This is a genomic window from Effusibacillus pohliae DSM 22757 (assembly GCF_000376225.1).
In the GTDB taxonomy this organism is placed as follows: Bacteria; Bacillota; Bacilli; order Tumebacillales; family Effusibacillaceae; genus Effusibacillus; species Effusibacillus pohliae.
Window position 1 is genome coordinate 21,523 of the sequence record NZ_AQXL01000112.1, and the last position, 17,258, is coordinate 38,780.

General features: G+C 56.2%; 17 protein-coding genes. All 17 read left to right on the forward strand.

What is annotated here, in order from left to right; genetic code table 11:
• The first annotated feature begins 62 nt into the window (after nt 1-62).
• The 17 genes from rpoB (at nt 63) to rpmC (ending at nt 17,245) form a co-directional block, all read left to right on the forward strand.
• Nucleotides 63-3,596, forward strand: coding sequence for a DNA-directed RNA polymerase subunit beta (gene rpoB / locus C230_RS0106775; protein WP_018131272.1), 3,534 nt, complete (start codon nt 63-65; stop codon nt 3,594-3,596).
• 15 nt (nt 3,597-3,611) lie between these two features.
• The gene (gene rpoC / locus C230_RS0106780; RefSeq protein ID WP_018131273.1) at nt 3,612-7,250 is read left to right on the forward strand and encodes a DNA-directed RNA polymerase subunit beta'; all 3,639 of its coding nucleotides are present in this window, start codon (nt 3,612-3,614) and stop codon (nt 7,248-7,250) included.
• Nucleotides 7,251-7,422: 172 nt separating this feature from the next.
• Complete coding sequence (locus C230_RS0106785) at nt 7,423-7,674, forward strand: ribosomal L7Ae/L30e/S12e/Gadd45 family protein (RefSeq protein ID WP_018131274.1); 252 nt, start codon at nt 7,423-7,425, stop codon at nt 7,672-7,674.
• Between the two features lie 117 nt (nt 7,675-7,791).
• Nucleotides 7,792-8,211: a 30S ribosomal protein S12 gene (rpsL, locus tag C230_RS0106790; RefSeq protein ID WP_018131275.1), complete on the forward strand. Its 420-nt coding sequence runs from the start codon at nt 7,792-7,794 to the stop codon at nt 8,209-8,211.
• Nucleotides 8,212-8,249: 38 nt separating this feature from the next.
• Nucleotides 8,250-8,720: a 30S ribosomal protein S7 gene (gene rpsG, locus C230_RS0106795; protein WP_018131276.1), complete on the forward strand. Its 471-nt coding sequence runs from the start codon at nt 8,250-8,252 to the stop codon at nt 8,718-8,720.
• A gap of 72 nt (nt 8,721-8,792) precedes the next feature.
• Nucleotides 8,793-10,865, forward strand: a complete 2,073-nt coding sequence (gene fusA, locus C230_RS0106800) for an elongation factor G (RefSeq protein ID WP_018131277.1) — start codon at nt 8,793-8,795, stop codon at nt 10,863-10,865.
• A 35-nt stretch (nt 10,866-10,900) separates the two neighbouring features.
• Nucleotides 10,901-12,091 carry an elongation factor Tu gene (gene tuf / locus C230_RS0106805; RefSeq protein ID WP_018131278.1) on the forward strand — a complete coding sequence of 397 codons (1,191 nt, stop codon included), beginning with the start codon at nt 10,901-10,903 and terminating at the stop codon, nt 12,089-12,091.
• A gap of 282 nt (nt 12,092-12,373) precedes the next feature.
• The gene (gene rpsJ, locus C230_RS0106810) at nt 12,374-12,682 is read left to right on the forward strand and encodes a 30S ribosomal protein S10 (protein WP_018131279.1); all 309 of its coding nucleotides are present in this window, start codon (nt 12,374-12,376) and stop codon (nt 12,680-12,682) included.
• A gap of 102 nt (nt 12,683-12,784) precedes the next feature.
• Complete coding sequence (gene rplC / locus C230_RS0106815; RefSeq protein WP_018131280.1) at nt 12,785-13,408, forward strand: 50S ribosomal protein L3; 624 nt, start codon at nt 12,785-12,787, stop codon at nt 13,406-13,408.
• A 26-nt stretch (nt 13,409-13,434) separates the two neighbouring features.
• Nucleotides 13,435-14,058, forward strand: a complete 624-nt coding sequence (gene rplD, locus C230_RS0106820; protein WP_018131281.1) for a 50S ribosomal protein L4 — start codon at nt 13,435-13,437, stop codon at nt 14,056-14,058.
• Nucleotides 14,058-14,348: a 50S ribosomal protein L23 gene (gene rplW / locus C230_RS0106825; RefSeq protein WP_018131282.1), complete on the forward strand. Its 291-nt coding sequence runs from the start codon at nt 14,058-14,060 to the stop codon at nt 14,346-14,348. Before rplD ends, rplW begins: the two co-directional genes overlap by 1 nt.
• An 87-nt stretch (nt 14,349-14,435) precedes the next feature.
• Complete coding sequence (rplB, locus tag C230_RS0106830; RefSeq protein ID WP_018131283.1) at nt 14,436-15,266, forward strand: 50S ribosomal protein L2; 831 nt, start codon at nt 14,436-14,438, stop codon at nt 15,264-15,266.
• A 24-nt stretch (nt 15,267-15,290) separates the two neighbouring features.
• Complete coding sequence (rpsS, locus tag C230_RS0106835; RefSeq protein ID WP_018131284.1) at nt 15,291-15,569, forward strand: 30S ribosomal protein S19; 279 nt, start codon at nt 15,291-15,293, stop codon at nt 15,567-15,569.
• A gap of 30 nt (nt 15,570-15,599) precedes the next feature.
• Nucleotides 15,600-15,932 (forward strand): 50S ribosomal protein L22, encoded by a 333-nt coding sequence (gene rplV, locus C230_RS0106840; RefSeq protein ID WP_018131285.1) that lies wholly within the window; start codon nt 15,600-15,602, stop codon nt 15,930-15,932.
• Between the two features lie 13 nt (nt 15,933-15,945).
• Entirely contained in the window at nt 15,946-16,617 is a 672-nt protein-coding gene (gene rpsC / locus C230_RS0106845) for a 30S ribosomal protein S3 (RefSeq protein ID WP_018131286.1), read from the forward strand.
• Between the two features lie 3 nt (nt 16,618-16,620).
• A complete protein-coding gene (gene rplP / locus C230_RS0106850) occupies nt 16,621-17,058 on the forward strand; it encodes a 50S ribosomal protein L16 (RefSeq protein ID WP_018131287.1) in 438 nt (145 codons plus the stop codon).
• Entirely contained in the window at nt 17,048-17,245 is a 198-nt protein-coding gene (rpmC, locus tag C230_RS0106855) for a 50S ribosomal protein L29 (RefSeq protein ID WP_018131288.1), read from the forward strand. The genes rplP and rpmC overlap by 11 nt, the downstream gene beginning before the upstream one ends.
• Nucleotides 17,246-17,258: the final 13 nt, after the last annotated feature.

A 17,258-nucleotide genomic window follows, 5' to 3' on the forward strand; every position in this document is an offset into this window, starting at 1 on the left:
CGGGCTTTTTTCTATAACCAGCGAACAGAATCTAGCTGACCTTATGATGAGGGGTGACAGTTTTGCGGGGACAACTTGTTGAGTACGGTCGGCGGAAGCGTCGCACGTACGCTCGGATCAAAGAAGTGATGGAGCTGCCCAACCTGATTGAGATCCAGCAGAAATCCTACCAGTGGTTCCTGGATGAAGGGCTGAAGGAGATGTTCCAGGAAATCTCGCCGATTCAGGATTTCACCGGCAATCTGGTGCTGGAGTTTGTCGATTACAGTCTGGGTGAACCGAAATACGACGTTGAGGAATCGAAGGAACGAGACGTTACATATGCGGCTCCGTTACGGGTCAAGGTCCGGTTGATCAACAGGGAAACGGGCGAAGTGAAAGAGCAGGAAGTGTTCATGGGCGATTTCCCGTTGATGACCGAAACTGGAACCTTCATCATCAACGGGGCGGAGCGTGTCATCGTCAGCCAGCTGGTTCGCTCGCCCAGCGTCTATTTTAACACGAAAACGGACAAAAATGGCAAAAAAACCTACACCGCGACGGTGATTCCCAACCGCGGCGCATGGCTCGAGCTGGAAACCGACGCGAAAGATATCGTGTATGTAAGAATTGACCGCACAAGGAAGATCCCGGTGACGGTGCTTTTGCGCGCTCTCGGCTTTTCGACCGATGCGGAGATCCTCAATTTGCTTGGGGAAAATGAGTTCATTCGCAACACGCTCGACAAGGACAACACCGATTCGGCGGAAAAGGCGCTGTTGGAGATTTACGAACGGCTGCGCCCTGGTGAACCGCCGACGCTGGAAAATGCCCGCAACCTGCTGGTCTCCCGTTTCTTCGATCCGAAACGGTACGACCTGGCCAATGTGGGACGCTACAAAATCAACAAGAAACTGCATATCAAAAACCGCTTGCTGAACCAGCGGCTCGCCGAAAAGTTGGTCGATCCCCGGACCGGCGAGGTGCTGGCGGAAGCCGGGCAGGTAGTCGACCGGCGTTTGCTGGACCGGATTTTGCCGGCGCTGGAGGAAGCGGTCAATTTTGTCGAATACAGAACGACCTCCGGGGTTGTGGCGGAAGAGCAGATCCGGTTGCAGGAGGTATTGATCTACTCGCCGTATGAGGAAGGCAAAGTGCTGAAGGTGATCGGCAACGGCGGTGTCGACCGGCATGTGAAACATATTACGGCGGCTGATATCGTCGCTTCAATTTCCTATTTCCTGAATCTGCTGCACGGGGTCGGTTCGACCGACGACATCGACCATCTGGGCAACCGCCGCCTGCGTTCGGTGGGCGAACTGCTGCAAAATCAGTTCCGCATCGGGCTGTCGCGGATGGAGCGCGTCGTACGGGAACGGATGTCGATCCAGGACGCGAATGCGATCACGCCGCAAGCGTTGATCAACATCCGGCCGGTGATCGCGGCGATCAAGGAATTTTTCGGCTCAAGCCAGCTGTCCCAGTTCATGGACCAAACCAACCCGCTCGCCGAGCTGACCCACAAGCGCCGTCTGTCTGCGTTGGGACCGGGCGGTTTGACGCGTGAACGGGCCGGCTTTGAGGTGCGTGACGTGCATCATTCGCACTATGGGCGGATGTGCCCGATCGAAACGCCGGAAGGTCCGAACATCGGACTGATCAACTCGCTGTCCACATACGCGCGGATTAACGAATTCGGATTTATCGAAACTCCTTACCGGCGGGTCGATCCCGAGACAGGGCGGGTGACCGACGAGATCCATTACCTGACGGCGGATGAAGAGGACAACTATGTGATCGCGCAGGCGAACGTTAGGTTGGATGAAGAAGGCAACTTCCTGGACGATTCGGTGATCGTCCGCTACAAAGAGGAAACACTGATTTTGCCGCCGGATCGGGTGGATTACGTGGACGTCTCGCCGAAACAGGTCGTCTCGGTGGCGACCGCGCTGATCCCGTTCCTGGAGAACGACGACGCGAACCGGGCATTGATGGGATCGAACATGCAGCGGCAGGCGGTGCCGCTGTTGGTGCCGGACGCTCCGTTTGTCGGCACCGGCCTTGAGCATAAAGCGGCCAAAGACTCGGGTGCGGTCGTCGTCAGCAAGCATAACGGCGTCGTCGAACGGGTCGACGCGAGCGAAATCTGGATTCGTGAACAGAAAGAAGTCGACGGCAAAATTGTCAAGGGCAATCTCCATAAATACAAACTGTTGAAGTTTGCACGTTCCAACCAGGGAACCTGCATCAACCAGCGGCCGATCGTGAAAGTCGGCGACACGGTGCAAAAAGGCGAAATCATCGCGGACGGGCCGGCCACCGACCAAGGCGAACTGGCGATCGGGAAAAATGTGCTGGTGGCGTTCATGACCTGGGAAGGGTACAACTACGAGGATGCGATTTTGCTGTCCGAGAAGTTGGTGAAGGAAGACGTTTATACATCGATTCACATTGAAGAATATGAGGCGGAAGCACGCGACACCAAGCTCGGACCGGAAGAAATCACCCGCGACATTCCGAACGTCGGGGAAGATGCGCTGCGAAACCTGGACGAACGGGGCATCATCCGGATCGGCGCGGAAGTCAACGCGGGCGACATTCTTGTCGGCAAAGTGACGCCGAAAGGCGTGACGGAACTGACGGCGGAAGAACGGCTGCTGCACGCGATTTTCGGCGAAAAAGCGCGGGAAGTCCGCGATACATCGGTGCGCGTGCCGAATGGTGGTGCCGGTATCGTGGTCGACGTCAAGGTATTCACGCGTGAAAACGGGGACGAACTGCCGCCAGGAGTCAATCAGCTTGTCCGCGTCTACATCGCGCAGAAGCGGAAGATTTCCGAAGGGGACAAAATGGCGGGCCGCCACGGGAACAAGGGTGTCGTTGCCCGTATTATGCCGGAGGAAGACATGCCGTTCCTGGAAGACGGAACACCAGTGCAAGTTGTCCTGAATCCGCTGGGAGTTCCGTCGCGGATGAACATCGGGCAGGTGTTGGAAGTGCACCTGGGAATGGCGGCGAGAGCGCTCGGCATGCATGTGGCGACGCCGGTATTTGACGGCGCCAGCGAGGACGATGTGTTCGACACGCTGGAAGAAGCCGGTCTTGCCCGCGACGGCAAGCACGTGCTGTACGACGGCCGTACCGGTGAACCGTTTGAAAACCGGGTGACGGTCGGCGTCATGTACATGCTGAAGCTGCACCATCTGGTTGACGACAAGATCCACGCCCGTTCGACCGGTCCTTACTCGCTGGTTACCCAACAGCCGCTGGGCGGAAAGGCGCAGTTTGGCGGCCAGCGGTTCGGGGAGATGGAAGTGTGGGCGCTGGAAGCGTATGGTGCGGCTTATACCCTGCAGGAAATCCTGACTGTCAAATCGGACGACGTAATCGGCCGCGTCAAGACTTACGAGGCGATCGTCAAAGGCGAAAACGTGCCGGAACCGGGTGTTCCCGAGTCGTTTAAGGTGCTTATCAAAGAGCTGCAGTCGCTCGGCATGGATGTGAAGATTCTGTCGGAGGACGAACAGGAAATCGTCATGCGCGAGATCGATGACGAAGAGGATGCAGGAGAGAAACTGAACCTGAACTTGGAAGCGCGCGAAGCAAACGAAGAGTAAGGGAGGTTAGGCCCTTTGTTGGATGTCAATAATTTCGAGTTTATGAAAATCGGGTTGGCATCTCCCGAGAAGATTCGCTCCTGGTCGCACGGAGAAGTGAAAAAACCCGAGACGATCAACTACCGCACGTTGAAACCGGAGAAAGAAGGTCTCTTCTGCGAAAAAATCTTTGGACCGACCCGTGACTGGGAATGCCATTGCGGAAAATACAAGCGGGTTCGCTACAAAGGGGTCGTCTGCGACCGCTGCGGCGTCGAAGTGACGCGGGCGAAGGTGCGCCGTGAGCGGATGGGTCATATCGAGCTGGCGGCTCCCGTCTCGCACATCTGGTTTTTTAAAGGGATCCCCAGCCGAATGGGGTTAATTCTTGACATGTCGCCGCGAGCGCTGGAGGAAGTGATCTATTTTGCCTCCTACGTGGTAACCGATCCCGGCGATACGCCGCTTGAGAAGAAACAGCTTCTGTCGGAGAAGGAATACCGGGCCAACCGGGAAAAATACGGCTATGCCTTCCAGGCCGGCATGGGCGCGGAAGCGATCAAAAAGCTGCTGATGGAAATCGATCTCGACAAAGAAGTCGAGTTGCTGAAAGAAGAGCTGAAAACGGCGCAGGGGCAGCGGCGAAACCGGGCCATCAAGCGGCTGGAGGTGCTGGAAGCGTTCCGCACATCGGGCAACCGTCCGGAGTGGATGATTCTCGATGTATTGCCGGTGATTCCGCCGGAACTGCGGCCGATGGTGCAATTGGACGGCGGCCGCTTTGCCACCTCCGACCTGAACGACCTGTACCGCCGCGTGATCAACCGGAACAACCGGTTGAAGCGCCTGCTCGACCTGGGCGCGCCGGACATCATCGTCCAGAACGAAAAGCGGATGCTGCAAGAAGCGGTTGACGCGCTGATCGACAACGGCCGCCGCGGCCGCCCGGTGACAGGCCCCGGCAACCGGCCGCTGAAGTCGCTGTCCCATATGCTGAAAGGGAAGCAGGGACGATTCCGGCAAAACCTGCTCGGAAAACGGGTGGACTATTCGGGCCGTTCCGTGATCGTCGTCGGCCCGCATCTGCGCATGTACCAGTGCGGTCTGCCGAAGGAAATGGCGCTTGAACTGTTCAAACCGTTCGTTATGAAGGAATTGGTGGCGAAAGGTCTCGCCCACAACATTAAATCGGCGAAGCGGAAGGTGGAACGGGTTTCGCCGGAAGTGTGGGACGTGCTGGAAGAAGTGATCCGCGAGCACCCGGTTCTGTTGAACCGTGCTCCGACCCTGCACCGGTTGGGGATTCAGGCGTTTGAGCCGGTGCTCGTCGAGGGGCGCGCCATCAAATTGCACCCGTTGGTGTGCACGGCGTACAACGCCGATTTTGACGGCGACCAAATGGCGGTGCACGTGCCGCTGTCGGCCGAGGCGCAAGCGGAAGCCCGCTTGCTGATGCTGGCGGCTCACAACATCCTGAACCCGAAAGACGGCAAACCGGTCGTCACGCCGACGCAGGACATGGTATTGGGCTCTTATTACCTGACGATGGAAAAATTGGGCAACCCCGGCGAAGGCCGCATTTTCGCGACCGCGCATGAAGCGATCCTGGCCTACCAGATGGGGCAAATCGCGCTGCACACGCGGATTTGCATCCCTGTCAAGGCGCTCGGCAAGACCAATTTCTCGCCGGAACAGGAAAAGGGACTGCTGATCACGACCGTCGGCAAGATCATCTTTAACGAGATCTTCCCGAGCGATTTTCCTTACATCAACGTCGGCGACAAGAAGAACCTGCTGAAGGGAGTGCCGGAGGAGTTCTTCATCCTCGACAAAGGCATCGATCTGAAAAAACGGGTGCAGGAATTGCCGCTGCAGAATGCCGTGGTCAAGGGCTTCCTGGGAACGATCATCTCCGAGGTGTTCAACCGGTACGGCACCACGCAAACGGCGGAAATCCTCGACAAGATCAAGGCGCTTGGCTTCTCGTATTCGACCAAGGCGGGCATCACCATTTCGGTCGCCGATATCACGGTGCCGGAAGAAAAGAAAGAAATTCTGGCGGAAGCAGAGAAAAAGGTGCAAACGGTCACCAACCAGTACCGCCGCGGTCTGATCACCGACGATGAGCGGTATGACCGGGTGATTTCGATCTGGAGCAAGGCGAAAGACCAGATCACCGAGGTGCTGATGAAATCGCTCGACCGCTACAACCCGATCTACATGATGGCCAACTCAGGGGCCCGCGGTAACGTGTCGCAGATCACGCAACTGGCCGGTATGCGGGGATTGATGGCGAACCCATCGGGGCGGATCATCGAGCTGCCGATCAAGTCGAACTTCCGGGAAGGGTTGACCGTGTTGGAATACTTTATCTCCACTCACGGCGCCCGCAAAGGTTTGGCCGACACGGCGCTACGGACAGCCGATTCCGGGTATCTGACCCGCCGTCTGGTCGACGTGGCGCAAGATGTAATCGTGCGGGAAGTCGATTGCGGCACCGACAAGGGGATCATCGTCGACGAAATCCGCGACGGCAAGGAAGTGATCGAAGACCTGTTTGACCGCATCAACGGCCGCGTGGCGTTTGAGACGGTGAAACATCCGCAGACTGGCGAAATCATCGTCCGGAAAAATGAGCTGATCACGGAAGAGATGGCCCGCGCAATCGTCGATGCGGGAATTGAGCGCGTGCGCATCCGGTCCGTGCTGTCCTGTCGCACTCAGCATGGGGTCTGTATCAAATGCTACGGCCGCAACCTGGCGACCGGCAAAATGGTGGAAATCGGGGAAGCGGTTGGCATCATCGCCGCCCAGTCGATCGGTGAACCGGGTACCCAGCTGACGATGCGGACGTTCCACACCGGCGGCGTGGCCGGCGACGATATCACGCAAGGTTTGCCGCGGATCCAGGAACTGTTTGAGGCGCGCAATCCGAAGGGGCAAGCGATCATCACCGAAATGGACGGTGAAGTGACCGACATCCGGGAAGTCAAAGACAAGCGGGAGATTGAGATCACCAGTGAAACGGAAACGAAGGTGTATCCGGTTCCGTACGGTTCCCGGATTCGGGTCAGCGTTGGCCAGAAAGTGGAAGCGGGCGACGAACTGACAGAAGGCTCCGTCGACCCGAAAGACATGTTGAAGGTGAAAGGCCTGCGCGGCGTGCAGAACTACCTGCTGCGGGAAGTGCAACGCGTGTACCGGTTGCAGGGTGTGGACATCAACGACAAACACATCGAAGTGATGGTGCGGCAGATGCTCCGCAAAGTGCGGATCGTCGACAACGGTGATACGGAACTGTTGCCCGGCACCTATGTGGATATTCATGAATTTGAAGCGGCCAACCTGCGGGCGCTTCTGGACGGCCGTGAACCGGCTGTCGGCCGGCCTGCGCTGCTCGGGATCACGAAGGCGTCCCTGGAAACGGATTCGTTCCTGTCGGCCGCTTCCTTCCAGGAGACGACCCGGGTTCTGACGGAAGCGGCGATCAAGGGCAAGGTCGACCGCTTGCTCGGACTCAAGGAAAACGTGATTATCGGCAAGTTGGTACCGGCCGGTACCGGCATGTCTCGTTACCGCAACATCAAACTGGAAGAGGATGCGCCGGCGCCAGACAATCCCGAGGTGAAGGAAGAAGCGGCTGCCGAGCGGGAAGTAGAAACCGTGGCGGAGTGAACCGGCTCGTACTCGGCGGGATCATCCGTCCCGCCGGGCTCACTTTTAATCAGCAAATCATAAATTTCGTATGGGTATGAATCCAATTTGTTGACATCAAAACCTGACGCTGATACAATGATTGAGTGTGCTCACAGTCCTTAGCGCATTTTGTTCGAGGAGGGGTTGTCGGTTGCCGTATGAACGGATTCGCAGTGCCAAACAGGTTGCGGTTGGCACGAATCAGACAACTAAGGCCCTGGAGCAATCTGTTGCGAAAGAAGTGTTTGTTGCGAAAGACGCCGACAAAAAGATCGTTGATCGGATTGTCCGGTTGTGCGAAACGAAAAACACTCCGTTTTTCTGGGTCGACTCGATGAAACAACTCGGTAAGGTCTGTGGAATAGAAGTAGGCGCCGCGGTGGCGGCGATCCTGCAAGAGTAACAGTTGAAATCGGAAAGCGGCAACTCGCGACCGTTTCGATTCGGCTGTTCTTTATTTCCTTGTTGATGAACCGCCAGGCTCTGTGGGCTTGAAATGTGTGGAAGGGGGTGTAGATGGATGCCGACAATTAACCAGTTGGTTCGAAAAGGCCGCAAGGCGGTGGAGAAAAAATCGACTGCCCCGGCGCTGCAAAAAGGCTACAACAGCTTCGAGAAGGTGCAAACCAACCAATCGTCGCCGCAAAAGCGTGGCGTATGCACGCGTGTGGGTACGATGACGCCGAAAAAACCGAACTCTGCGCTGCGGAAGTATGCGCGTGTCCGCTTGAGCAACGGGATCGAAGTGACGGCATACATTCCGGGTATCGGACACAACTTGCAAGAGCACTCGGTGGTGCTTGTTCGCGGCGGCCGTGTGAAAGATCTTCCGGGGGTTCGTTATCATATCGTTCGTGGTGCGCTGGACACCGCCGGCGTTAAGGACAGGATGCAAGGTCGATCCAAGTACGGCGCGAAGCGTCCGAAAGCGAAATCCTGATTTTGATTGGAAAATCGGTTGGAAAGGAGGGGGAATGAATGCCGCGTAAAGGACCTGTACCTCGCCGCGAGATCACGCCGGATCCGGTATACAACCATGAGATGGTTGCCCGTTTGATCAACAAGGTCATGAAAGACGGGAAGAAAGGCCTGGCGGAGCGAATTGTGTACGGTGCGTTCGAGAAGGTTCGCGAGAAAGCCGGCAAAGATCCGGTTGAAGTGTTCGAAACGGCGTTGAAAAACGTGATGCCGGTGCTGGAAGTGAAAGCCCGCCGCGTCGGTGGTGCCAACTACCAGGTGCCGGTGGAGGTTCGTCCGGAACGCCGGACTACGCTCGGAATTCGTTGGTTGGTCAACTACGCCCGCCAGCGTGGAGAAAAAACCATGCAAGAAAAGCTGGCGAACGAAATTCTCGATGCGGCCAACAACACCGGGGGCGCTGTCAAAAAGCGCGAAGACACCCACAAAATGGCGGAGGCGAACAAAGCGTTTGCGCATTACCGCTGGTAGGATAAAATGGGCCGGCCAGGCCCTCTGCATACTCAGCTTTGCTACTTACAGCGCAAGAAAGGAGGCAAATGAATGGCTCGTGCGTTTCCGTTAGAAAAAACGCGGAACATCGGGATCATGGCTCACATTGACGCGGGGAAAACCACCACGACGGAGCGGATCCTGTTCTACACCGGCCGGGTGCACAAGATCGGCGAAGTGCACGAAGGCGCCGCGACGATGGACTGGATGGTGCAGGAGCAGGAGCGCGGAATCACGATCACGTCCGCCGCTACCACCTGTCAGTGGAAAGGTCATCGCATCAACATTATCGACACGCCTGGGCACGTGGACTTCACCGTCGAGGTGGAACGGTCGCTGCGCGTGCTTGATGGTGCCGTCGGCGTATTCTGTGCGAAGGGCGGGGTGGAGCCGCAATCCGAAACGGTCTGGCGGCAAGCGGACAAGTACGGCGTTCCGCGGATCGCGTACGTCAACAAGATGGACATTATCGGGGCCGATTTTTATCGGGCTGTTCAACAGATGCGCGACCGCCTGAAGAAGAATGCGGTTCCCATTCAGTTGCCGATCGGGGCGGAGGATACGTTCGTCGGGATGGTCGACCTTGTCGAAATGAAAGCGATCATTTACACCGACGACCTCGGGAAAGTATCCGAAGCGCGTGAGATTCCGGATGAGATGAAAGATCAGGCGGAAGAATACCGCACCAAGCTGGTCGAGGCGGTTGCCGAAATCGACGAGGAACTGATGATGAAGTACCTGGAAGGCGAAGAGCTGACGGTCGATGAGATCAAGGCGGCGCTTCGCAAAGGGACCATCAGCGGCCAAATCGTCCCGGTGCTTTGCGGATCTTCCTATAAAAACAAAGGGGTTCAGCCGATGCTGGACGCGGTGGTGGATTACCTGCCTTCGCCGGTCGACGTTCCGGATATCAAGGGCGTTACGGCAGATGGCACGGAGACCACCCGCAAATCGAGCGACGACGAGCCGTTCGCTGCGCTTGCCTTCAAAATCATGTCGGACCCATACGTAGGAAAACTGGCGTTCTTCCGTGTCTATTCCGGTGTGTTGAATTCCGGTTCCTATGTGTTGAACTCGACGAAGAACAAGCGTGAGCGGATCGGGCGTATCCTGCAGATGCACGCCAACCACCGCGAAGAGATTTCCACCGTTTACGCGGGGGATATTGCGGCCGCTGTCGGCTTGAAAGACACGACCACCGGGGATACGCTGTGCGATGAGAAGAACGTTGTGATTCTTGAATCGATGGAATTCCCGGATCCCGTGATTTCGGTCGCGATCGAGCCGAAAACGAAGGCGGACCAGGACAAAATGGGTCTCGCCCTGGCGAAACTGGCGGAAGAGGACCCGACATTCCGGACGCATACCGACCAGGAAACGGGCCAAACGATCATCTCCGGTATGGGCGAGTTGCATCTGGAAATTATCGTTGACCGGCTGCAGCGGGAATTCAAAGTGGAAGCCAATGTGGGCAAACCGCAAGTGGCATACAAAGAAACGATCAAAGGCCGGACCAGGGTCGAAGGGAAATTTGTCCGTCAGTCCGGCGGTAAGGGCCAATACGGACATGTGTGGCTTGAAATTGAACCGCTTGAGCGCGGTCAAGGCTACATCTTCGAAAACAAGATTGTCGGCGGTGTGGTTCCGAAGGAATACATCCCGGCTGTGGACGAAGGTGTGCAAGAAGCGATGGAAAATGGCGTCCTGGCGGGTTACCCGTTGATCGATATAAAAGTTGCCCTGGTGGACGGCTCGTACCACGATGTCGACTCCTCGGAAATGGCGTTCAAGATCGCCGGTTCCATGGCGTTGAAAGCGGGTGCGCTGAAAGCCGATCCGGTACTCCTTGAACCGATCATGAAGGTGGAAGTCACCGTGCCGGAAGAGTACATGGGTGACATCATGGGTGACATCAACTCCCGTCGCGGACGAATCGAGGGTATGGAAGCCATTCCGGGTGGACAGATCATCCGGGGCTACGTGCCGCTCGCCGAGATGTTCGGTTATGCGACCTCGCTGCGTTCGCGCACGCAAGGACGCGGGACCTATTCGATGGTATTCCATTCCTACGAAGAGGTTCCGAAGAACATCGCACAAGAGATCATCGCGAAAAACAAAGGGTAATCACCCACAAGTAAAAGAGTGAGGAGTGAACAAACATGGCAAAAGCAAAATTTGAACGCACCAAGCCGCACGTTAACATCGGCACCATCGGTCACGTCGACCATGGCAAAACGACTCTGACTGCTGCCATCACCACCGTGTTGGCTCAACGCGGTAAAGCGCAAGCGATGGCTTATGATCAAATCGATAAAGCTCCGGAAGAGCGCGAGCGCGGGATTACCATTAACACCGCACACGTGGAATACGAGACGGAAAACCGTCACTATGCGCACGTCGACTGCCCGGGCCACGCTGACTACGTGAAAAACATGATCACGGGTGCCGCTCAGATGGACGGTGCGATTCTCGTTGTGTCGGCTGCTGACGGTCCGATGCCGCAAACCCGCGAGCACATCCTGTTGTCCCGTCAGGTGGGCGTTCCTTACATCGTCGTGTTCATGAACAAGTGCGACATGGTGGATGATGAGGAACTGCTCGACCTGGTGGAAATGGAAATTCGCGACCTGCTGTCCGAGTACGAATTCCCGGGCGACGATGTTCCGGTGATCCGCGGTTCCGCCTTGAAAGCTCTGGAAGATCCGAACGGCGAATGGGCGAAGAAAATCGATGAACTGATGGAAGCTGTGGACACCTACATCCCGGAACCGGCTCGTGAAACCGACAAGCCCTTCCTGATGCCTGTGGAAGACGTGTTCACGATCACCGGTCGTGGTACGGTTGCTACTGGTCGTGTCGAGCGGGGCGTTCTGAAAGTAGGCGACGAAGTGGAAATCGTCGGTCTGGCGGAAGAACCGCGCAAAACGGTTGCAACCGGTATCGAAATGTTCCGCAAGCTGCTCGACCAAGCGCAAGCGGGTGACAACATCGGTGCGCTGCTCCGCGGTATCGACCGGAAAGATGTGGAGCGCGGACAAGTGTTGGTGAAGCCGGGTTCGATCAAGCCGCACACCAAGTTTAAAGCGGAAGTGTACGTCCTGACCAAAGAAGAAGGCGGCCGCCATACCCCGTTCTTCAACGGTTACCGTCCGCAATTCTATGTTCGCACGACCGACGTTACCGGCGTTGTGCATCTGCCGGCAGGAACCGAGATGGTGATGCCTGGCGACAACGTGACGATGGAAGTCGAACTGATTGCTCCGATCGCTCTCGAAGAAGGTACCCGTTTCGCGATCCGCGAAGGTGGACGTACCGTTGGTGCGGGCGTGGTCGTGTCGATCATTCAGTAACAAAAATACAACCGGGTCGAAAGGCCCGGTTTTTTCATGCTGATTGCCGAAAGGCGGTTTATCCGCTCGCCGGTCTAAAATCTTTTTGGTGTTATGTATTTTTTTTCGGAGAAAAGCATTGTGTTTATCTCTACTTTTTTGTATAATTTCGTATTGTTGGTCTTAGACTGCGATGAGGCGAAAGGTTGCTGATGCACCGTCATTTGTTGCCATATGCGGGGCCAATCAGGGAAATTTTCGCGGAGTATGTCCACACATTGGGCGATAAAGGAGGGAATTCATATGGCAAAGCAAAAAATCCGCATCCGCCTGAAAGCGTTCGATCACAAAGTACTGGACGCTTCCGCTGAGAAAATTGTCGACACAGCCAAGCGTTCGGGTGCTTCCGTGTCTGGTCCGATCCCGCTTCCGACGGAGAAGCAGGTGATTACGATCTTGCGTGCGCCGCACAAATATAAGGACTCGCGCGAGCAGTTCGAGATGCGGACACACAAGCGGTTGATCGACATCGTCAATCCGACGCCGCAAACGGTCGATGCACTGATGCGTTTGGACTTGCCGTCGGGTGTCGACATTGAAATCAAACTGTAAGAAGAGGTCGGGACACACCCGGTCGAGTTGATTTGACGGTACTACGAATCCTCTGTCCCTTCGCCTTTGGGGAGAATGATTCGAATCTTGGGAGGTGTTTGTATGAAAGGCATTTTGGGACGCAAGCTGGGCATGACGCAAGTGTTTACCGAAGACGGAAAGGTTGTACCAGTGACTGTCATCGAAGCGGGCCCGTGCGTGGTACTGCAGAAAAAAGATTTGCAAAACGATGGGTATGAGGCCGTACAACTCGGCTTTGCTGATAAAAAACGGGCGAACAAACCGGAGTCCGGCCATGCTGCGAAGGCGGGCACAACCCCGAAACGGTACGTGCGCGAACTCCGCGGTGTCGATCTGGCCCAGTACGAAGTGGGGCAAGTGGTGAAAGCGGACGTATTTTCCGCCGGTGAATTGGTCGACGTGGTCGGAATCTCGAAGGGAAAAGGTTTCGCCGGTGCGATTAAGCGGCACAACCAAGCCCGCGGTCCGATGGCACACGGTTCCCGTTACCATCGCGGACCTGGTTCGCTCGGTTCGATCGCTCCGAACCGCGTGTTCAAGGGACAAACGCTGCCGGGCCGGATGGGTGGCGAGCGCGTGACCGTGCAAAACCTGGAAGTTGTGAAAGTGGATCCGGAGCGGAATTTGCTGTTGGTGAAAGGTTCGGTTCCGGGCCCGAAAAATTCGTTCGTAACCGTTAAGACGGCTGTCAAGTCCGTGAAATAACTTTGCGAGGAAAGGGGGAAACATTCATGCCGAAAGTTCCTGTTTTGAATATGGAAGGTAAGCAAGTGGGAGAGATTGAGCTGGCGGACTCCATCTTCGGAATCGAACCGAACAAGCATGTTCTGCACGAGGCGGTCGTGATGCAGCTGGCAAGCATGCGCCGGGGTACGCACGACGTGAAGAACCGGTCGGAAGTACGCGGCGGCGGTCGCAAGCCGTGGCGGCAAAAAGGTACCGGTCGCGCTCGTCATGGTTCGATTCGCGCTCCGCAATGGGTCGGCGGCGGTGTCGTGTTCGGTCCGACTCCGCGTTCCTATGCGTATAAATTGCCGAAAAAAGTGCGCCGTCTGGCTCTGAAATCGGCTCTCTCGACGAAAGTCAAGGACAATTCGATCATCGTGCTCGATTCGTTGAATTTTGACGTGCCGAAAACGAAAGAAATGATCCGTGTACTGGAAAACGTGAAAGCAGCGAAAAAGGCGCTGCTCGTTGACATGGGCAACAATGTCAACGCACAACTGTCGGCTCGCAACATTCCCGGCGTGAAGTTCGTGACCGCAACCGGCATCAACGTGTATGACCTGCTGAACCACGATTCTTTGGTCATCACCAAAGACGCGGTTGCAAAAGTGGAGGAGGTGTTCGCGTAATGAAAAATCCACGTGATATCATCAAGCGCCCTGTCATTACCGAGCGCTCCACGGAACTGATGGAAGCGAACAAGTACACATTCGAAGTCGACCTGAAAGCCAACAAGACGGAAATCAAAAAGGCGATCGAAGACATTTTCGGTGTAAAAGTCGCGAAGGTCAACACGATGCGGGTTCCGGCCAAACAAAAGCGCGTTGGACGTTTTGTCGGCAAAACTTCCGAATGGAAAAAAGCGATTGTCACGCTGACGGAAGATTCGAAGCCGATTTCGCTGTTTGAAGGCGCATAAAACCCCTGCCGAAGGGACGTGTTGGGCGGGAGTCCATTGAAAACAGCAAAGGTGCGGAAGAAGTAGAAAGCAAAGGAGGGTACTCAAGTGGGAATCAAAAAATACAAACCCACGTCTCCCGGACGTCGCGGCATGTCTGTCCTGACGTTCGAAGAGATTACAACCGACAAACCCGAGAAATCTCTCCTTGAGCCGCTGAAGAAGCATGCGGGTCGCAACAACCAGGGGAAAATCACGACTCGCCATCACGGCGGCGGCCACAAGCGTTTGTATCGGGTGATCGATTTCAAGCGCAACAAGGACGGGATTCCGGGACGCGTAGCAACGATTGAATACGATCCGAACCGCTCCGCGAACATCGCGCTGATCCACTATGCGGACGGTGAAAAGCGGTATATTCTGGCACCGCTCGGATTGAAAGTCGGCGATACGATTTACTCCGGGCCCGATGTGGACATCAAGGTGGGGAACGCGTTGCCGCTCGGCAATATCCCGGTCGGTACCGTCATACACAACATCGAACTGAAACCCGGCAAAGGCGGCCAGTTGGCGCGCGCGGCTGGTGCGGAAGCGCAGTTGCTGGCGAAAGAAGGAGCATACTGCCACGTTCGTCTGGCTTCCGGCGAAGTTCGCTTGATCCGTGCCGAGTGCCGTGCTACGATCGGGCAAGTCGGCAACCTCGACCACGAAAACGTCAATATCGGAAAAGCGGGACGCGCCCGCTGGCTGGGCAGACGGCCGACCGTCCGCGGGGTTGTCATGAACCCGAACGATCACCCGCACGGCGGTGGTGAAGGGAAAGCGCCGATCGGACGCAAATCGCCGGTATCGCCTTGGGGCAAGCCGACCTTGGGCAAGAAGACGCGCAAGAAGAACAAACCGTCAAACAAATACATTGTTCGTCCTCGTAAAAAGTAAGCTGGTCTGAAGGGAGGTACCTACATGGGGCGTTCGCTGAAAAAAGGACCGTTTGTCGATGAGCATCTGATGAAAAAAGTCGAAGCGCTGAATGCTTCCGGCGAAAAGAAAGTGATCAAGACCTGGTCGCGGCGTTCGACGATTTTTCCGGAATTCGTCGGCCATACGTTCGCTGTGTATGACGGCCGCAAACACGTTCCGGTGTATGTGACGGAAGATATGGTGGGGCACAAACTGGGTGAGTTCGCGCCGACCCGTACGTTCAAAGGTCACGCAGGTGACGAAAAAGCGTCTCGCCGGTAATTGATTTCCGGACAGAGAGGAGGTCTCATGATGGAAGCCAAAGCAGTAGCGCGTTATGTTCGCATTGCGCCGCGCAAAGTTCGTTTGGTGGTGGATCTGATCCGCGGCAAGAAAGTCGGGGAAGCGATCGCGATTCTCAAGCATACGCCGAAAGCTGCGTCGCCGGTGGTGGAAAAGCTGCTGAAGTCGGCGATTGCCAACGCGGATCACAATTACAACATGGATGTTGACAACTTGGTCATCAGCAAGATCTATGTGGATCAAGGACCGACCCTGAAGCGGTACCGTCCGCGCGCGCAAGGACGTGCTTCTCGGATTCACAAGCGTACCAGTCACATTACTGTGGTGGTCAGCGAAAAGTAAGGAGGGATAACGGATGGGACAAAAGGTCAACCCTGTAGGTTTGCGAATCGGCATCATTCGCGATTGGGAGTCCAAGTGGTTTGCCAACAAAAAGGACTACACGGAACTCCTGCACGAAGACATCAAGATTCGCGACACCATTTTTAACCGTTTGAAAGATGCTTCTGTGGCATCTGTGGAAATTGAGCGGGCTGCAAACCGTGTAAACGTGAACATTCACACCGCGAAGCCGGGCATGGTGATCGGGAAAGGCGGTGCGGAAGTCGATGCGCTCCGCAACCTGCTGAGCAAGATGACCGGCAAACGGGTGCATATCAACATCACGGAAATCAAGGTGCCGGAGTTGAACGCCCAGCTCGTGGCAGACAGCATCGCGCAGCAACTGGAACGCCGCGTGGCTTTCCGCCGAGCGATGAAGCAAGCGATCCAGCGCACGATGCGCGCGGGCGCGAAAGGGATCAAAGTGCAAGTGTCCGGCCGTCTCGCGGGTGCGGAAATTGCCCGTACCGAAGGATATTCGGAAGGCACGGTGCCGCTGCATACGTTGCGCGCCGATATCGACTATGCGACTGCGGAAGCGCACACCACGTACGGGAGGATCGGCGTGAAAGTGTGGATCTACCGCGGCCAGATCCTTCCGGCCAAAGGCGGCAACAAAGCGGCTGTCGAAGAAGGGGGTAAATAAGCCATGTTGATGCCAAAGCGCACAAAACACCGGAAAACCCACCGTCCGAGAAACCTCACCGGTAAATCCAAGGCGGGCAACGAGGTAACCTTTGGCGAATACGGTTTGCAAGCCCTCGAACCGGCGTGGATCACCAACCGCCAGATTGAAGCGGCCCGGATTGCGATGACCCGTTACATTCGCCGGGGCGGTAAAGTGTGGATCAAGATTTTCCCGTCCACCCCGATCACGCAGAAGCCTGCGGAAACCCGGATGGGTGCGGGGAAAGGCTCGCCGGAAAAATGGGTGGCTGTGGTCAAGCCCGGGCGGATTTTGTTCGAACTGGCGGGCGTCAGCGAGGAAGTGGCCCGTGAAGCGATGCGCCTGGCCATGCACAAACTGCCGATCAAGTGCAAGTTTGTAAAACGCGAAGAAGTGGGTGGTGAGGCAGATGAAAGCTAAAGATTTTCGTGAAATGTCCACCGCTGAAATCCAGCACAAGATCAACGCGTTGAAAGAAGAACTTTTCAATCTGCGTTTCCAACTGGCAACGGGTCAACTGGAGAATCCGATGCGGATTCGCGAGGTTCGCAAAGACATTGCCCGCGCTAAAACCATCCTGAGAGAACGGGAACTCGGGATCGGCTAATCCGCTGACGGAA

Excerpts from the sequence above, each read along its gene's own strand:
- rpsG (WP_018131276.1), top strand. The coding sequence starts at position 8,250 with ATGCCGCGTAAAGGACCTGTACCTCGCCGCGAGATCACGCCGGATCCG.
- rpsJ (WP_018131279.1), top strand. The coding sequence starts at position 12,374 with ATGGCAAAGCAAAAAATCCGCATCCGCCTGAAAGCGTTCGATCACAAA.
- rplD (WP_018131281.1), top strand. The coding sequence starts at position 13,435 with ATGCCGAAAGTTCCTGTTTTGAATATGGAAGGTAAGCAAGTGGGAGAG.
- rpsC (WP_018131286.1), top strand. The coding sequence starts at position 15,946 with ATGGGACAAAAGGTCAACCCTGTAGGTTTGCGAATCGGCATCATTCGC.
- rpsL (WP_018131275.1), top strand. The coding sequence starts at position 7,792 with ATGCCGACAATTAACCAGTTGGTTCGAAAAGGCCGCAAGGCGGTGGAG.
- tuf (WP_018131278.1), top strand. The coding sequence starts at position 10,901 with ATGGCAAAAGCAAAATTTGAACGCACCAAGCCGCACGTTAACATCGGC.
- rpmC (WP_018131288.1), top strand. The coding sequence starts at position 17,048 with ATGAAAGCTAAAGATTTTCGTGAAATGTCCACCGCTGAAATCCAGCAC.
- rpsS (WP_018131284.1), top strand. The coding sequence starts at position 15,291 with ATGGGGCGTTCGCTGAAAAAAGGACCGTTTGTCGATGAGCATCTGATG.
- rplW (WP_018131282.1), top strand. The coding sequence starts at position 14,058 with ATGAAAAATCCACGTGATATCATCAAGCGCCCTGTCATTACCGAGCGC.
- rplC (WP_018131280.1), top strand. The coding sequence starts at position 12,785 with ATGAAAGGCATTTTGGGACGCAAGCTGGGCATGACGCAAGTGTTTACC.
- rplP (WP_018131287.1), top strand. The coding sequence starts at position 16,621 with ATGTTGATGCCAAAGCGCACAAAACACCGGAAAACCCACCGTCCGAGA.
- rplV (WP_018131285.1), top strand. The coding sequence starts at position 15,600 with ATGGAAGCCAAAGCAGTAGCGCGTTATGTTCGCATTGCGCCGCGCAAA.
- fusA (WP_018131277.1), top strand. The coding sequence starts at position 8,793 with ATGGCTCGTGCGTTTCCGTTAGAAAAAACGCGGAACATCGGGATCATG.